General features: G+C 56.1%; 14 protein-coding genes. 9 read left to right on the forward strand and 5 right to left on the reverse strand.

Going from position 1 to position 17146, the window contains the following annotated elements:
• Positions 1–279 precede the first annotated feature (279 nt).
• From ACI5FR_RS07135 to ACI5FR_RS07150, 4 genes are all read left to right on the forward strand, one after another.
• Positions 280–1272 carry a LacI family DNA-binding transcriptional regulator gene (locus tag ACI5FR_RS07135; protein WP_405452285.1) on the forward strand — a complete coding sequence of 331 codons (993 nt, stop codon included), beginning with the start codon at positions 280–282 and terminating at the stop codon, positions 1270–1272.
• Positions 1273–1343: 71 nt separating this feature from the next.
• Positions 1344–3137, forward strand: coding sequence for an L-fucose isomerase (locus ACI5FR_RS07140; RefSeq protein ID WP_405452288.1), 1794 nt, complete (start codon positions 1344–1346; stop codon positions 3135–3137).
• 6 nt (positions 3138–3143) lie between these two features.
• Positions 3144–4847, forward strand: coding sequence for a ribulokinase (locus ACI5FR_RS07145; RefSeq protein WP_405452290.1), 1704 nt, complete (start codon positions 3144–3146; stop codon positions 4845–4847).
• Positions 4848–4884: 37 nt separating this feature from the next.
• Entirely contained in the window at positions 4885–5796 is a 912-nt protein-coding gene (locus ACI5FR_RS07150) for an NAD-dependent epimerase/dehydratase family protein (protein WP_405452293.1), read from the forward strand.
• A gap of 143 nt (positions 5797–5939) precedes the next feature.
• On the opposite strand, the gene ACI5FR_RS07155 is transcribed toward ACI5FR_RS07150, so the two are convergent.
• Positions 5940–6887, reverse strand: a complete 948-nt coding sequence (locus tag ACI5FR_RS07155) for a substrate-binding domain-containing protein (RefSeq protein ID WP_405452295.1) — start codon at positions 6885–6887, stop codon at positions 5940–5942.
• A 170-nt stretch (positions 6888–7057) separates the two neighbouring features.
• On the opposite strand from ACI5FR_RS07155, the gene modA reads away from it, so the two are divergent.
• Entirely contained in the window at positions 7058–7885 is an 828-nt protein-coding gene (gene modA / locus ACI5FR_RS07160) for a molybdate ABC transporter substrate-binding protein (RefSeq protein ID WP_405452298.1), read from the forward strand.
• A 64-nt stretch (positions 7886–7949) separates the two neighbouring features.
• On the opposite strand, the gene ACI5FR_RS07165 is transcribed toward modA, so the two are convergent.
• Both ACI5FR_RS07165 and ACI5FR_RS07170 read right to left on the reverse strand, forming a co-directional pair.
• Complete coding sequence (locus ACI5FR_RS07165; protein ID WP_405452301.1) at positions 7950–8951, reverse strand: TIGR03943 family putative permease subunit; 1002 nt, start codon at positions 8949–8951, stop codon at positions 7950–7952.
• A 33-nt stretch (positions 8952–8984) separates the two neighbouring features.
• Positions 8985–9986 carry a permease gene (locus ACI5FR_RS07170; protein WP_405452304.1) on the reverse strand — a complete coding sequence of 334 codons (1002 nt, stop codon included), beginning with the start codon at positions 9984–9986 and terminating at the stop codon, positions 8985–8987.
• Positions 9987–10161: 175 nt separating this feature from the next.
• Here ACI5FR_RS07170 and ACI5FR_RS07175 point away from each other — a divergent pair, with 175 nt between their 5' ends.
• The gene (locus tag ACI5FR_RS07175) at positions 10162–11388 is read left to right on the forward strand and encodes a GTP-binding protein (protein ID WP_405452307.1); all 1227 of its coding nucleotides are present in this window, start codon (positions 10162–10164) and stop codon (positions 11386–11388) included.
• Between the two features lie 100 nt (positions 11389–11488).
• On the opposite strand, the gene ACI5FR_RS07180 is transcribed toward ACI5FR_RS07175, so the two are convergent.
• Together ACI5FR_RS07180 and ACI5FR_RS07185 are read right to left on the reverse strand one after the other, a co-directional pair.
• Complete coding sequence (locus tag ACI5FR_RS07180) at positions 11489–11707, reverse strand: DUF1540 domain-containing protein (protein ID WP_405452309.1); 219 nt, start codon at positions 11705–11707, stop codon at positions 11489–11491.
• A gap of 56 nt (positions 11708–11763) precedes the next feature.
• Positions 11764–13119, reverse strand: coding sequence for an MFS transporter (locus ACI5FR_RS07185; RefSeq protein ID WP_405452312.1), 1356 nt, complete (start codon positions 13117–13119; stop codon positions 11764–11766).
• 105 nt (positions 13120–13224) lie between these two features.
• Between ACI5FR_RS07185 and ACI5FR_RS07190 the strand changes: the two genes are divergently transcribed.
• The 3 genes from ACI5FR_RS07190 (at position 13225) to ACI5FR_RS07200 (ending at position 17123) form a co-directional block, all read left to right on the forward strand.
• Entirely contained in the window at positions 13225–13548 is a 324-nt protein-coding gene (locus ACI5FR_RS07190; protein ID WP_405452313.1) for an ArsR/SmtB family transcription factor, read from the forward strand.
• Positions 13549–13686: 138 nt separating this feature from the next.
• Complete coding sequence (locus tag ACI5FR_RS07195) at positions 13687–15177, forward strand: bacteriocin maturation protein (RefSeq protein ID WP_405452316.1); 1491 nt, start codon at positions 13687–13689, stop codon at positions 15175–15177.
• The gene (locus ACI5FR_RS07200) at positions 15174–17123 is read left to right on the forward strand and encodes a TOMM precursor leader peptide-binding protein (protein WP_405452319.1); all 1950 of its coding nucleotides are present in this window, start codon (positions 15174–15176) and stop codon (positions 17121–17123) included. Before ACI5FR_RS07195 ends, ACI5FR_RS07200 begins: the two co-directional genes overlap by 4 nt.
• The last annotated feature ends 23 nt before the right edge of the window (positions 17124–17146 follow it).

A 17146-nucleotide genomic window follows, 5' to 3' on the forward strand; every position in this document is an offset into this window, starting at 1 on the left:
ATATGGATTTGTTGAACCAAATGATACGACGAACAAACGACATTGTAAAACCGGATGCAGCGAAGGAAAAGAGGGTATTGGACCTATTTGGGAAAGGAAAGCGGATAAACTTGCCTGGGACTTTCATTATCTTGCCTTTTGCTCTACGAAGCTCATCGTTGCTTAATAGGGAGAGGGAAGCCGATTTCTCCGATTGCATGGCTCCGAATCCTGTGCTACGTTAGATGTGTAAACGTTTAACTAACTGAACCGCAAGAGTTAGGAGGTGTTCAGGACAAGGTGCGCAAGCTGACCATCAAAGATGTAGCAAAGGTTGCGGGAGTATCTACGGCTACTGTATCGAGGGTGTTAAACGGAACCGGATATGTCAGCGACGAAGTCCGGCAGCAGGTGCTCAGCACCGTGCAGACCTTGAACTACCAGCCGAACGCGATCGCCCGCAGTCTCAAGCTGGACCGGTCCCGCAGCATCGGCATGATCGTACCGGATATGACGAATCCGTACTTCACGGCGATCGCTGGCACGCTGCAGCGCAAACTGCTGTCCGCAGGGTACCGGGTGCTGTTCATGGATTCGGACGAGAATCCCGAGAAGGAGCGGGAGGCGCTCGACGTGCTGCGCAGCAGCCGGGTCGACGGCATCGTACTGGCCGGCACCGGCGGCAACAAGGAGCAGCTGCGCCATATATTGGGGGCAGGAATTCCGCTCGTGCTAGTAGACCGCAGCATCACGGGCGTCGGGGCCGATCTAGTCATGGAGGACAACCGGTCGCCGGCGAGCGATGCCGTCACTTTCTTGCTGGAGCGAGGGCATACGCGCATCGGGATCGTGGGCGGCCCCAACCATATCAGAACCGCGAACGAACGACACGGGGGCGTTGTCGAAGCGTTTGAAGCGGCAGGCATCCCGATGCCGAGCGATACGGTCGTTCAAGGAGATTTCACACGCGCCTCCGGCAAACAGGCGATCCGATCGCTTCTGTCGTTGCGGGAACCCCCGACTGCCGTCTTCTCCGCCAACAACGAGATGACGTTCGGGTTGTATCTGGGGATGAAGGAGCTCGGGGTCGCAACGGATAGCTTAGAGGTGGTGTCGTTCGGCGACCTGGAATTCGCTTCGCTATTCCGGCATCGATTGTCGGTGATCGTACAAAACCCGGAATTGATCGGGGAAACGGCGGCTGAAATGCTGCTCAAGCGATTGACGGATGAGACGAAGATGAGGGAAAGCCGCATATTCGTCCCTCAGTTTAAGATTCGGTTAGGGGAGTGAGCGAGCGTCAGCCATGATGTTGGATGTGTAAACGTTAACACATAATATTTTTTTAAGGGAGGCTTTATCCTATGACTTCATCCTTTTCAAACCGATTGAACGGCATGATGCCCAAGATTGGCATTCGCCCGACCGTTGACGGGCGCCGTGGCGGGATCCGCGAATCGCTGGAGCAGGTTACGATGGACATGGCGCAGGCGGTGGCCCGGCTGCTGACATCCGAGCTCCGGTATTCGAATGGCCTTCAGGTTGAGTGCGTCATTGCCGATACGTGTATAGGCGGCGTTGCGGAGGCCGCTCAAGCCGCGGAGAAGTTCGCCCGCGCGGGCGTCGGCGCGACGATCACGGTAACGCCTTCCTGGTGTTATCCTCTAGAGACGATGGATACCGATCCTTCGATTCCGAAGGCAATCTGGGGCTTCAATGGTACGGATCGTCCCGGCGCGGTGTATCTGGCCGCGGTATTGGCCGCCCATAATCAGAAGGGGCTTCCAGCCTTCGGCATCTATGGCCGGGACGTGCAGGATTTCGAAGATGCGGCGACAATCCCGCACGATGTCCGGGAGAAGCTGCTTCGCTTCGCCAAATCCGCACTCGCCGTCGCGACGATGCGCGGCAAATCTTACCTTTCGATGGGCTCGGTCTCGATGGGCATTGCCGGCTGTATTGCCGACGAACCGTTTTTCCACAACTACCTCGGTATCAGGAACGAATACGTCGATATGACGGAGTTCGTCCGTCGGATGGAGCAGGGCATCTACGATCCGGCCGAGTACGAACGGGCATTAGCCTGGACTAAGATGAACTGCAAGGAAGGCGCCGATGTGAACCCGCCTGCCCTGCAGCGTACGAGGGAGCAAAAGGACCGAGACTGGGAGACGGTCGTGAAGATGGCGCTAATCGCACGCGACCTGATGGTCGGCAATCCGGCGCTTGCCCGGCTCGGCTACGGGGAAGAAGCGCTCGGCCGCAACGCTATCGCGGCAGGCTTCCAAGGACAGCGGGCCTGGACGGATCATTTCCCGAACGGCGATTTCATGGAGGCGATCCTTACGAGCTCATTCGATTGGAACGGGGTCCGGGAGCCGTTCATGCTCGCTACGGAGAACGATACGCTCAATGCGGTCACGATGCTGTTCGGGCATCTGCTGACGAATGCGGCGCAAATCTTCGCCGATGTGCGTACATACTGGAGTCCGGACGCGGTTAAGCGGGTCACGGGCCATACATTGGAAGGCGCCGCGCAGCATGGGGTCATTCACCTCATCAATTCCGGTCCGGCGTCGCTTGACGGTACCGGCCGGATGACCACCGACGGCCGACCGGCGATGAAACCTTTCTGGGACATTACGGAAGCCGAAGCACAGCAATGTCTGGACGCGACGCGGTGGTGTCCGGCGGTCGATTTCTTCCGCGGCGGAGGCTTCTCGACCGACTTCACGACCCGCGCCGGCATGCCGGTGACGATGGCGCGGATCAACTTGATCAGCGGCGTCGGACCTGTGCTTCAGCTCGCGGAGGGCTACACCGTCGAGCTGCCGGACGACGTGCACGACCAGCTCGATGCGCGCACGAACCCCTCGTGGCCGACGACGTGGTTCGTGCCGAATTTGACCGGCGTCGGCGCGTTCGCAGACGTCTACTCGGTGATGAACAACTGGGGCTCCAACCATAGCGCGGTTAGCTATGGCCACATCGGAGCGGACTTGATCACCCTTGCATCGATGCTCCGAATTCCGGTCAGTATGCATAACGTTCCGGACGATCGCATTTTCCGGCCGAGCATGTGGTCGGCGTTCGGGGCCATGGACCCGGTGGGTGCCGATTACCGAGCTTGTGCCAGCCTCGGACCGTTGTACAAATAAGTTGTGATGTATAATAAGGAAGTTGGAGTTAGGAGAGGAGGAACACGTTTGACAACCGCACGTTATGCCATCGGCATCGACTACGGGACCGAATCGGGTCGCGCGCTGCTCGTGAACGTAGAGACCGGGGAAGAGCTGGCTTCCCATGTAACCCCATATCCGCATGGGGTGATCGACGAGGTTCTGCCGGGGGCCGGAGTGAAGCTTGGGTCCGAATGGGCGCTGCAGCATCCTAACGATTATATCGAGGTGCTCATTCGTTCCGTCCCGGAGGTGGTGCGACAGGCAGGAATTGACCCGGCGGCTGTAATCGGGATCGGCATTGATTTCACGGCATATACCGTACTGCCGGTAGACAAGGAAGGGGTTCCGCTCTGCTTCGATCCGCGCTTCCAAGCGCTGCCTCATAGCTGGGTGAAGCTGTGGAAGCACCATGCGGCCCAAGATTATGCGAACCGGATCAACCGGCACGCTGAAGAGAGCGGGCAGTCGTTCCTGCAGCGGTATGGCGGTAAAATCTCTTCCGAGTGGATGCTGCCTAAGATCTGGCAGGTGCTGGAGGAAGCGCCGGATGTCTTCGAACACGCCGACCGGTTCGTCGAAGCCTCGGATTGGATTCCGTTCATGCTGACCGGCAATTGGACCCGCAATAGCTGCGCCGCCGGCTACAAGGCGCTCTGGCACGAACAGACCGGCTACCCGGATCGCAGCTTCCTGCGCGCCCTCGATCCGCGTCTGGAGCCGCTCGCGGAGACGAAGCTGCGCGGCGCCGTTGCATCGCTCGGCTCCAGGGCTGGGACGCTCAGCGCGCCAATGGCGGACCGGCTCGGGCTGCGCCCCGGCCTCGCCGTGGCGGTCGGCGTCGTGGACGCGCACGCCGGCGTCGTCGGCACGGGCGTAGTCTCGCCGGGCAAGCTGGTGCTCGCCATGGGTACCTCGACGTGCCATCTGCTGCTCACCGAGGAGGAGAAGCTCGTGCCCGGGATATGCGGCGTCGTGAAGGACGGCATCGTCCCCGGCCTGTACGGCTACGAAGCCGGTCAGGCGGCCGTAGGGGACAGCTTCGCCTGGTTCGTGGAGCAGAGCGTACCCGCCTATGTGCACCGCGAAGCGGAAGTGGCGGGCGTCAGCGTACACGAGTGGCTGGAGCGTCGGGCGGCCGCCTATGAACCGGGTCAAACCGGCCTGCTGGCGCTCGACTGGTGGAACGGCAATCGCTCGGTTCTGGCCGATGCGGACTTGAGCGGCCTCATTGTCGGGATTACGCTGCAGACGAAGCCGGAAGAGCTGTACCGGGCGCTTCTGGAAGCGACCGCATTCGGCACGCGCCGCATCATCGAAGAATTCGAGCGGGGAGGCGTCGAGGTGCACGAGCTGTACGCCTGCGGCGGCTTGCCTCAGCGCAACCGGCTGCTCATGCAGATCTACGCCGACGTCACCGGCCGCGAGATCCGCATTGCCGCCTCGACGCAGCCGACGGCGTTGGGGTCCGCGATCTTCGGAGCGGTCGCGGCAGGTTCCGCCGCCGGCGGCTACGATACCGTCGCCGAGGCGGCTTCGCGCATGACGCGCCGCCAAGAGATGGCATTCCGCCCGATTGCGGCGAATGTCGACCGTTATGAGCGGATGTATCGCGAGTATGTGCAGCTGCATGATTATTTCGGCCGAGGCGCGAGCCAGGTCATGAAGACATTGAGATCGTTCAGGTAAGGTTAGCGGCGTCACCACATCTCCAGGAGGTGCGATTATGGCGGGAACGGCATTGGTAATCGGCGGGAGCGGATTTCTCGGCAGTGCGATCACGGCACGGTTGGCGGGTGACGGCTGGGACACACATGTGCTCAGCAGGGGGAACAAGGCCGGAGGTGCCGGTTGGACCATGATCCAGGCGGATCGTTCCGATCAGGAGCAGCTGCGGGCTGCACTCGAGGGCCGTCACTATGATATGATCGTAGATTGCGCGGCTTACAATGGACTCGACGCGGAACGCGCCTTGGCTGCCTTGGAAGGCCGATGCGGCCATTACATATTCATCAGCACGGACTATGTATACGCCTCTACGGCCGACACGAGCTACCCGATGACGGAATCGGCGGCGGTACAGCGGGAGACGGCATACGCGAGAGGCAAACTGGATGCGGAACGCGTATTGCTGGAGGCGTGGAAGGAGCGCAATTTTCCGGTTACGGTGCTGCGGCCTCCCCACATTCTGGGCGCGGGGAAGGAGCTCGGCAGCGACCAGGTGCTCGGGCGGGACAAAGATTTGCTGGCCAAAATCCGCAGCGGAGATGGACTCGCGCTTCTGAACGAAGGGCAGCTGATCGTTCAACCCGTCTGGAACCGCGAGATCGCCGGCTGTGTCGCTCACCTGGCCGGGATGGAGAAGAGCTTTGGCCAACTGTTCAACTGTACCGGACCGGATGCCGTTACGGCGAAGCGGTACTACAGCATCGTCGCCGGGCTGCTTGGCGTGGAGCTTCGATTCCGCTCTGTGGCGGTGTCGGACTTCGTCCAGGAGCGACCGGGCGACTATCATCATGCCCGACACCGCATTTATGACACTTCGCATTTGACACGAGTCACAGGATATGTTCCGCATCTGAAGCTGGAGGACGCGCTCAAGGAAACGCTCGATTGGATGCTGGCGAGTGAAAGGTAACGCTTGAAACTGCTTAACCTCGTAGTATAAAAACAACCCCACCGACGGTGGGGTTGCTCGATTATTGAACACACGTTATCCATTCAATATCATATTCCGATAAATCAAAGCCGCCGACTTGGCGGTTTTTTTCGGCAAGCACCTTAATTCTCGAACAAGATACGTCCCGTCTGAGATAGATCGTAGCCTTGAATAGGCCGCAGCTCGCGATGGAACGATTCCGATTGCACGATTTGAATCACCTCCTCGATCCAGGGCAAGTTTTCCGGTTTTTTAAGCATCACGAGATCATACCGTTCCTGGACGAGCGGGATGAACTCCACACCGCCCACCATATGTGCGGCTTTCTCGATGCCCACTCCGAAATCCGCTTCTCCCGTGGCGACTTTCCCCGCTACACTTAAGTGATTGGATAACTCCTGCTCGTAGCCGATGAGCTGCCGGCATGGAATGCCATGCAGACGCAGCTGTTCGTCGAGAAGAACGCGGGCGCCGGAGCCTTTCTCGCGATTGGCGATACGCAGACCCGGAGTGCGGAGATCGCTCCAGCCGGACAGCTGTTTCGGATTGCCCTCCTGAACGTACAGGCCGGCCGAGCGGGAAACGAGATTCATCACGATCAAGGAATAACCGGTCAGCAGCTTGCGAATATAGGGAAGGTTGTATTCACCGGTGTCGCCGTCCAGCAGATGCGTGCTGACGATATCGGCTTCCCCCCGATACATGGAGATGAGACTATCGAGACTGCCCACATAAGCCCGGAGCGGCCTGAGGCTAGGCGCCTGCCGTTCGATATGCTTGGCGAGTATGTCCAGGCTGACGTCTTGACCGGTTATAACCAACGAGGTCTGCAGCCCAGGGACGGCAGGCTTCGACGGATACGCGGGGGCGGGCTCGATCGGTACCGTCCCGGGTGCGAGCGAACGGCTGCGAGCCTTATATGCCTCCAGATCCGAGGCGTCGACGCGCATTTGTTTGCCGACCCGATACGCCGGCAGCTCGCCTTTCTTGATTAAGTCGTAAACGGTCAGCTTCGAGATCTTAAGGATCTTGGCTAATTCTTCGGTTGTATACGAAATGTCCGCAGACATGGTCATCCTCCGCTCTCAGGGTTCAGCATAACCCTATCATAATCGGTTGTATGAGGGAATACAATCGGAGCGCACCTGCTAGAGTCCCGAATTGTTATTATATGGACGAAACATTACTTATATCATATTATAATGTAATAGATACATATAATCGATTTGGGGGAGCTGAAATGACGTTGAAGATTAAGTATAGTTATGTTTTGATATGTTTAGTATTGATGCAAATTGTGCTGACTGCATGTGTCGACAAGCAACAGCCAACTACGGGCAACCCAACGGCCGCACCGGCTACTTCCACAGCTAAAGTAGAGCTGATCGTTTCCGCCGCCGCTAGCCTAACAGACGCCCTGAACGAAATCCAGACTAAGTATGAGCGAACGAACGACAGGATCCGGCTAAAATTTAACTTCGGCGCATCCGGAGCTCTGCAGCAGCAGATCGAACAGGGTGCCCCGGCGGACTTATTCATCTCAGCCGCTGCTAAGAACATGCAAGCTCTGATTGACAAGCAATTGGTCGAAGCCTCTCGCCAGAAGCCTCTGCTGCTCAATGAGCTGGTCGTCGTCGTCCCGGCCGCAGACAAAGCCCCTCCGCAGATGCTGGAGCAGCTGACCGGCGGAGCCGTCAAATACTTGGCGATCGGGGAGCCACAGACGGTCCCGGCCGGCACTTATGCGAAGGAAGCGTTGACGAACGCCAAGCTATGGGACGTGCTTCAGGCCAAGATCGTGCAGGGGAAAGATGTGCGCCAGGTGCTCACTTATGTGGAGACGGGGAATGCGGAGGCCGGGTTCGTTTACAAAACGGACGCGCTCTCTTCCTCCAAAGTGAAAACCGCCTTCGTGGTCGATCCGAAAACGTACACCCCGGTCGAGTATCCGGCCGGTATCGTGAAAGCGACGAAGCATGACAAAGAAGCGGATGAATTCTACAAGTATTTGTTTAGCAAGGAAGCACAGGATATTTTCGTCAAATACGGCTTCTCGTTGCCCAAATAACAACAAGGACCTCACGAGCTTATGGCTCCTGAGGTCCTTTGTCGGTTTTTGAGGTGTTCCGTCCTTACTCAAGAAAGTCATAATCCGGGTACACGTACGGAGTCTTGGGCGCTTCAATCTTCTCGATTTGTTTGGCGTCCAATTTCATGTACTCGTAACCGTTGTATTTCGTTTTCCCGATTGTACCAGTAATTTTGACCCATGTGTCGTCGGCATAGGTTATGGGCTGGGACGACTCCACCATGACACCGTAGGGGGAAGCATCCGCTGAGCAGCATTGCATCGCTAATCGCGCGATAACGAACTGATTCGGCTTCATTTCGTTCTCGCGATAAACGAATCCGCTAATTTCCACTTTTTTGCCGATAAATGGGTCCATGAACAGGTCCAGCGTTGTTAAGATCTCCATAAACCCTTTCTCCGGAAACGTGATCATCTCTTGCTTATACAGCTTCATGCCGAGCTTGGAATAAGCTTCGTTGAAGTCCTCCGACTTGAACAGCTCTTGCAGCTTTTGATCTTCGGCGGACAATGGCGCTGCCGTCGTGCTTCCCTTGCCCGTCACAGCCGCCTGAGTAGAGACTGGAGTTGGTGTCGGGGCCGCAATTGGAGTTTGAATTGGAGTGGGAGCCGGAGTGGAACTATTTAAGACCTGCTCAGTGGGAGCGGAAGCGGTCAACTTCGAAGTCCCGGAGGTCGAGAGATTCATCCCTTTCTTCGACGCGATACTGCTGCCCATGACTTGATCGGGCATTCCGAATGCGAGAACGAGCGGGAGCAAGAACAACCCATAGACCAGCAGGCCGCCAAGGAAAGACCGGGGCGCTTCATGGCCGCAGTCGCACGAATCCGGCTTCTCAAAGAGTGAGCGAAAGGCCATGTACACTTGATGCACAGCCACCGCGAACAGTGCGATAGCGGCCAGCTTTACGTAGATCTGCATCCTGGGGGCGATATAATAGACGAGGTGATCGGACTTCACGAGATGAACGATATAATAGCAAAATGCTCCCATAATGGCGGACCGAAGCAAGTAATGCCCGATTAACGAACGATTCTCCCTCATATGTACTCCCTCCTAATCGATATTCTGTGCGGCTCACAGCAGGAATGTCTCGAACAGCACAGAGCCTATGAAAACGACTCCGACAAGCACCGCGGCGAGGAAAACGACAAAGCGAGCCCGGAAAACCGTGCCAAGCATGATCGTACTCTTCAGGTCCAACATCGGTCCGAAGACGAGGAATGTCAAGATAGAGCCGGCGGAAAACGTACTAGCGAACGAGGAAGCGACGAAAGCGTCCGAAGTCGAGCACAGCGACAACACGTAGGCTAGCCCCATCATAAAAAAATGAGAGCCGATCCCGCCTTGTCCGAGCTCCATTAATTCGCTTCGGGGGACGAACGTCTGAATGGACGCGGCAATAAGCGACCCGAACATCAAATATTTGCCCATGTCGAAAAATTCATCCGCGGCGTGTCCGAACATCGTAAGCAGTTTACCGTCCGAACCGTGCGTATGGCCGGACCCGCCCGCCATTTGAAACCGGTTCTTAAGCGGATTAATCCGTACCCATCGATAAATAATGAGCCCGATGACGGCCCCGACCAGAAGGGCCAATCCCATACGGGAGTAAACGAGCTCCGGCTTGTTCCGGAATGCGGTATAGGTTGCGGCGAAAACGACGGGATTCACGATCGGCCCGACGAAGATGAAGACGACCGCGATGTAGAGCGGCATTCCCTTCGCCATTAAGCGCCGGATGACCGGGATTAATCCGCATTCGCAGATCGGGAAGATGACGCCAAGCACACACGCGAACAAGACGCCCATGAGGGGGTTGCTCGGAATGAATCGCCCGATCGTTTTCTCAGAAATGAACACCTGCATGAAGGAGGAGACGAGCACCCCGAGCAGCATGAAGGGAAACGCCTCAAGGATAATACTGATGAAAATCGTCTTGAACGCCTGCAAGTCTGTCAAGTAGATGGTCGGAAGGCTGGAGTAGAGGACCGGATTCATTGCAACTACGATAACGGCGCTTAACACCATAATGAAGAAGCAATGGATGGCAAGACTTCCATAGGAGAAGGAACGCAAGGGAAGGCCTCCGAACGTTTATACGTAATAGTTACTATTAAGGAGAGTATATAGGAGCGGATTAAAGGCTGTCAACATGCGATAACTGCGATTAAATATATTTGACAGAGTAGAAAAAGCATATTATTGTTTAATCGTAAATATTACGAATAAACCATGAAATGGAGGGAATCGATTGCAAACCGATCAGGAACGAAACAAAAAATTACCGGTTACGGTTTTGAGCGGCTATCTCGGCTCGGGCAAGACGACGATACTTAACCATGTGCTGCATAATAGGCAAGGCTTGAAGGTAGCGGTCATCGTGAATGACTTGAGTGAAGTGAACATCGATGCGGCCATGGTGAAGCAAAATGGCGGGCTATCGAGAACGGATGAAAAATTGGTGGAGATGTCCAATGGTTGCATTTGCTGTACGTTACGTGAGGATTTACTTCGCGAGGTCGAGCGGTTAGCTCGTGAGAATCGATTCGATTACATCCTGATCGAATCGACCGGAGTTGGGGAGCCGATTCCGGTAGCGCAGACGTTCACGTATATCGATGAAGAGCAAGGGATCGATCTGTCCGCCTTTTGCAAGCTTGATTGTATGGTGACGGTCGTGGATGCCTATCGGTTCTGGTCGGATTATTCGTCCGGGGAGACCCTGCTGGATCGTCAAGTTGCGGTAAGTGAAGACGATACTCGTGACGTTGTTGATTTGCTCATCAGCCAGATTGAATTTTGTGACGTGATGATTTTGAACAAATGCGATTTGGTAGCTGCTGAGGAGCTCGATCAACTGGAACGCGTGCTCCGTGCCCTCCAGCCGCGTGCCGTGTTCATTCGTGCGGAATACGGGATGGTGGAACCCACTGCTATTCTGAATACCGGTTTATTCGATTTCGAGGCGGCAAGTGTTTCAGCCGGCTGGATCCAGGAATTGCAGCAAGACCATCACACGCCGGAAACCGATGAATATGGGATTTCATCCTTCGTGTTCGAACGTCGGAGACCCTTTCATCCCGAGCGATTGACGAGCTGGATGTCCGAATGGCCCACTGATATTGTACGGGCAAAGGGGGTGGTCTGGCTGGCGACGAGGAATGCGATGGCGCAAAGCCTGAGTCAGGCCGGACCCTCCATTCAGTTCGGACCGGCCGGCTATTGGGTGGCGGCTCTTCCTTCGGCTGAGCAAGAGCGAGCCCGGCAAGAGGATCCGGAGCTGACTAGCAAGTGGGATGTGGCGTATGGGGATCGGATCAATCAGATCGTCTTCATCGGGATCGATCTTGAGCCGGATAAGATGATCTCCGAACTGGACGCTTGCTTGCTGAGCGACGAAGAAATGAAGCAGGACTGGACGCAGTTCCGCGATGAACTGCCCAATATCGGGCCGGATCAAATGGAGATGATCGGGTAACTCCTGACAGCTACATCATCGTCTTAAGGATTTTGAACGGACAAGAGACCCGGCCATGAAGGACCGGGTCTCCTCGCATTTCATTAATAACATTAACTAATCAGTGCGTTTTCTCTCGAAACGTGTGACAGCATGTGTCCGTTACGCCCTTAGCCTGATCGTGATGACGCGTGTCATATTGCTCGGCGCCTTTGCCTTCCGGCAGCGGCTTCTCAGCATGGGCGTTCACCTCGATCATAATAGTGTCCGCGGCACAGTTGTTGCCCTCCGCCCAGAATTCACAATTGTCCACGCTGCATTTTACCATCGTAGTGTCCATGATCCTCACCTCGTTGTCCTTAATACTATTCCTTACCCAACGACGGACAAGGTTAATCACGACGCCGTCACTTTTGCATGGCGCGAGCGCAAACGGAGGTACATCGCCGCACAGCCGACGGCGAGAAGTACGAGAACCGCAAGTCCCCAGTATATGTTGCTATAAGCTTGAGAAGGCGAGAGGTTCCGCTGCCAGCCGAGGGCGCTTGCCGTCATCGCTACCCCGAACGCGCCGCTGAAAAATTGCAGCAGCTGAAACAGCCCTAAACCGGATCCGATCTGTGCCGGCTGCAAGATTCTCGTCATTTCGTTCGAGATGCTGCTCGTCAAGAAGGTGAAGCCGACGCTTAGGAGCATGTAGATGAACAATAGAGAAGCATAACCCGTCGTCTCCAGCAAGGCGAACAGCACTACGGAAGCGAGCAGCAGGAATGGAGCATACAGAATGATCTGCGAATTTCCGCGGACATCAATAATCCGGCCGACTAGCCGTGATACCAGCATCGCCAGCATCGATCCCGGGAAGATGACGAGTCCGGCTCCGATAGCACTAAGGCCGTACTGGTTTACAAGAATCTGCGGCATTAGGAACAGGGTGGCGAAGCTGCACAAATACGCCGCGATACCTACCGCTCCCAGCAGGAGATAAGTCCGATTGTTGAACAGGGCGGGGAGCACGAAAGGATCGGCGGCCGTCTGGATCCTCCAGACGAACAAGCTGATGGCGACGACGCCAGCGATGAGCGCGATCCAGGTATGATTCGTAAGATACAGCAGCAATCCGGTTGTTCCGATTCCAATGAGGAGCGCGCCTAGCACGTCGAACGAGCCTTTGGTCGGCTTTTCCTTCGGCACGAGCTTCAGGAAGAACGGAAGAATTACCAAAGTAATCGCCGTTACGAGAAACAAGTCGTGCCAACCCAAATACTCGACGATGGCTCCGCCGACGACAGGGCCGAGTCCCAGACCAAGCGAGGCCGCGGACATAATGGTCGCCATCGCTTTGCCGCGACGTTCCATCGGGACGTAGCGGGAGATAAGGACAAGCGAGAGGGCGGGAATGGAGCCGGCACCGGAAGCTTGAACGATACGGACGATCAACAGCATGATATAGGAGCTGCTGAAATAGCCCGTAATCGCGGCGAGACTAAGGGATAACGTCCCAATCGTCAATAAGCGTCGAATGGGGATGAAGTCCGAGAGCCTGCTGTAAGTAATGGATGAGATGGCGAATACAATCGAGTAGCCCGTCACAATCCAGGAAGTCGACGTTGCCGTAAGCTGAAATTCCCGCGATACATCGGGCAACGCCAAATTGAACATCATAGTATTCATGATGACGAGCACAATGGTCATGCCTAACAGCACAGTGACCAGCCCCTCGCGCATCGCAGGCTTCAATGGTTCCGCCATTTTGGATCCCTCGCTCCTTGTTTTATATTTCGATTATAATCGAACAATAGAAATATAGCACACGTTGTGGTATGATGCAATTAAAGATTCAAAGGGGGGATCCGCATGAAATATTTGCACCATCCAGACCGAGAAGAGATTCAATTATCGTCCGTTCTCTACGCGCTAAGCGACCCCATCCGGTTGAACATCGTGGCGGAGATCCGCAGATCGGGAGAATGTACGTGCGGCGATGTCGACGTACCCGTGGTGAAATCGACCTTGTCCCATCATGCCCGTACATTGCGGGAATCCGGAGTCATTCACGTGCGCGTGCAAGGCACGCAGCGCTATTTGTCCCTGCGGACGGAAGATTTGGAATACCGGTTCCCGGGGTTGCTCGAGTCCGTGCTTCAAGCGCATGAACGTTCGGCCGTAAAAGTGGATTGACCTCCATGCATTCTAAATAGATCGTTCATAAAAGGGCAGCCCTAGGCTGCTCTTTGTTCATATATAGGGCGGAACCATTGCGAAATGCGCCACATAGGCTATCGTATATTTTTTTCACGATGGAAAGAAGGTGCGCCCATGACGGATGCTTCAAATGCCGGAACACAGTCGCACGTATTGGCAATCGGTTCGGGTCCCTTATTAGCCGCCCTTCTGGCGGCCATGGTTAAGTCGGGTCTGGATCGATTGGATATAATGACTGCTCCCGATCCGCAAAACAAAGGGATTGAACGATTCTGGTGCGAAGTCGTCCGACCGTATCCGCTGGTTGTGTACGTGTCCCAAGATGGCTATGTTGACGAACTTAGATTCCTCCATTCCGTTTGCAGACAGGAGAAGAAGCGGTTGCTTCCTGCTTTGTTCCTAGGAAGCGCCGGTCTAGCAGGCCCGATGCTCCACCCGGAGTCGACAGTGTGCTGGGAATCCGCTTGGCGCCGCCTGCACCGGACCGCATGGGACCAAGAGGCTCCGAAGGAATCCGGCTACAAGGCAGCAGCAGGGGCTCTGCTCGCCAATGTGATCGTGTCCGAACTAAGCCAAGCGCTTGCAGGCACAACGGATTTGGTCTCGAGCGGAGCCGTCTACTGGCTGGACACGCAAACCTACGAAGGGGATTGGCACGCAGTCATCCCTCATCCATTAGTTACGGGACGTGCGGCGGCGGAGCGGGTCCTCAATATCCCTGAGAAGCTCGAAAAGGAATCTGGCAGTAGCTGCATAGGGCCCCAGCAATGGTTCGATTCCTTTACCAGGATAACATCGGACCGATTCGGAATATTCCGCTTATGGGAAGAGGGGGACTTAAATCAGCTTCCCCTGTCGCAATGCCGTGTACAGGCAACCGACCCGATTTCGGACGGACCGGCCGATCTATTGCCGGATATCGTCATTGCCGCGCTTACTCACGAGAAGGCTAGGAAAGAATCCGCACTCGCCGGAGTGGAGACGCATGTATCGCGGATGGCCGGACGGCTGGTTGAAGCCGATTTGATCGGAGTCGGAGCGGGATTGAGCATGGCGGAGGGCGTAAGCCGCGGGTTGCTCGGCCATTTGTTCGAAGTACATGCCTCTCGGACCCGCAGTCAGCGTCCTTCCGTGCGTCTTGCGCAGCTCGAGGCGGTGGAGGATGAGTGCTGCCGGTATTGCATGCATGCTTTGGTTACGCTCCTGGGCCGTATACCCGAGATCGGACTTGGAGAAGAAGTTTACGGGTTTCCTGTCATATGGGTGTGTCAAGACGCGTATTGGTACGGCTGCGTAGGTTTGGATCTTCGCTCCGCCTTGCGTCAAGCGCTGCTGCAAGCGGTGCAGATGGCCCAAAACGACGGGACTTACACGGAGTATCGTCAAGCCCGCGTTTTATGGGTCGATCCCCAAGATGACCGTCCGATCCTGCTGGAGATTCCTCACCGGGAGGAAGATCATCCCGCTGTGACCTTGAAGTCCGCCCTGCAGGTTCTGGAGGAAAACCGAAGGCGTCTATGCGTCTTCCGCCTGCACATCAAGCCTTTTCTTCAGGATGAGCCGATAATGGTTTACGGTGTGCATCTGGAGGAGGTGGGCCAATGAAGCGCGTAGCGGCTATTGTCGGAACTGGAATGTTGGCAGAGCTCGTATATGAAGAACTGACATTGTCTCACACGGTGGATCAGCGAGACGATTTCTCGGAAGGTATTCCGGATAAGGCCGAGATTGTGCTAGTACTAGCCGATAACCTAGACGGCTCCGTCATCGAACAAGCAGAGACAATGATGCGAGGATCGGGTATCCCCTGGCTAAGAGGGGTTGCGTCTCCACGGGAGGGGGTGATCGGGCCCATGGTCAGACCTGGAGCCGAGTACTGCTCCAAGTGCGCCGACCGGCGTAGGAATACGGCGGGCCCAAACTCTCCAGAGGCTCTCGAAGAAATGATGAACCAGCTGTTCTCGACGGATGGTTCTAGTGCGCCCGTCCCGGATCCGCCGAGGATGGGGCTGGTGCATATGGCGCACCTGATCGCCGCTGAAACGGAACGAGTGCTGCAAGGAGATCAGTCCCATTTAGAAGAGCATTTATATATCGTCCAGCTGAGGTCGCTTAAAACATCCCTTCATTTTTTTCTGCCGGATCCACTATGTCCGGTCTGCAGCCCCTTGTCCGACGACACACCCGAAGCCGCCAAAATTTCTCTGAAATCCAATCCCAAAACAGACCTCGACCATTATCGGACCCGTCCCATACGGGAATTGGAGCCGGTCTTGAGGCGCGATTATTTGGATGCCCGCACCGGACTTTTTAACCAGAGTTGGCCTGTACTTGACTCGCCCTTCGCGAATGTAAGCGTCAATCTGCCTACCGTGATGGGCAGCGAGATTACGGGGGGACGCTCGCATTCCTTCGCGGACAGTGAGCTGATCGCGTTACTGGAAGGCTTGGAACGCTACTGCGGGTTCACTCCCCGGGGCAAAAAAACCGCGATTCGCGACAGCTATCGCAATTTGGCCGAGCAGGCCCTCCACCCTCTCGCGGTAGGCGTGTATTCGAGCGAACAATATGCGCTGCCGGATTTTCCGTACCAACCGTTCGACCCTGATCGGCCGATCGACTGGGTGTGGGGCTATTCGTTCGGGCAAAACCGATCGATACTCGTTCCGCGGCAATTGGCTTACTACAGCTGGGGGGAAGAAGGCGATTTTGTCAAAGAAACGTCCAACGGGTGCGCCATCGGAGGGAGCCTGGAGGAAGCCATCCTGTATGGCATTCTGGAAATTGTCGAGCGCGATTCGTTCCTCATGACGTGGTATGCCAGCCTGCGGGTGCCGAGACTCGATCCCCGTTCCGTTAACGACCGGGAACTGCAGCTTATGCTTGAGCGTATGAGAGTGGTAGCAGGGTACGATGTACGCTTGTACAATACGACGACGGAGAACGGAATCCCGAGTATAGGGGCGCTTGCGAAGAACCGGAACCGGACCGGGCCCCATCTCGTCTGCGCTGCCGGAGCCCACCTCGATCCGGTCCGGGCGGTTAAGGGCGCGATCCATGAATTATCCAATACGATCCTGATGCTGAGTCGGAATTTCGAAGAGAGTCGGGAAGCTTGCGAGGCCATGTACGAAGATTCTTCCCTCGTCCGGGGGATCGAAGATCATTCCTTGTTGTATGGGCTGCCTCAAGCTGAGGAACGACTTCAATTTTTGCTGGACGAGAGCCGCCCCATGCGTTCGTTCGACCAGGAATATCGGTCCACAGTCCGGCATGCCGACCTGACGGACGATCTGCAAGACGTCCTGCAGCGATTTCGCCAACTGAACCTCGATGTGATCGTCGTGGACCAGACTTCCCTGGAGACGCTGCGGAATGGGCTCTATTGCGTCAAAGTGATCATCCCGGGGATGCTGCCGATCACATTCGGGCACCATCTTCGCCGATTGACCGGTTTGGAGCGGGTGTTCCGGGTTCCGGCGGTGCTGGGATATAAGGAACGGCCCCTGACGGTCGATGAGTTGAGTCCGCATCCGCACCCCTTTCCATGAGCGGGTGCCGGAGGTATATTCGT

The sequence above is a fragment of the Paenibacillus sp. HJGM_3 genome (assembly GCF_045062745.1).
In the GTDB taxonomy this organism is placed as follows: Bacteria; Bacillota; Bacilli; order Paenibacillales; family NBRC-103111; genus Paenibacillus_AA.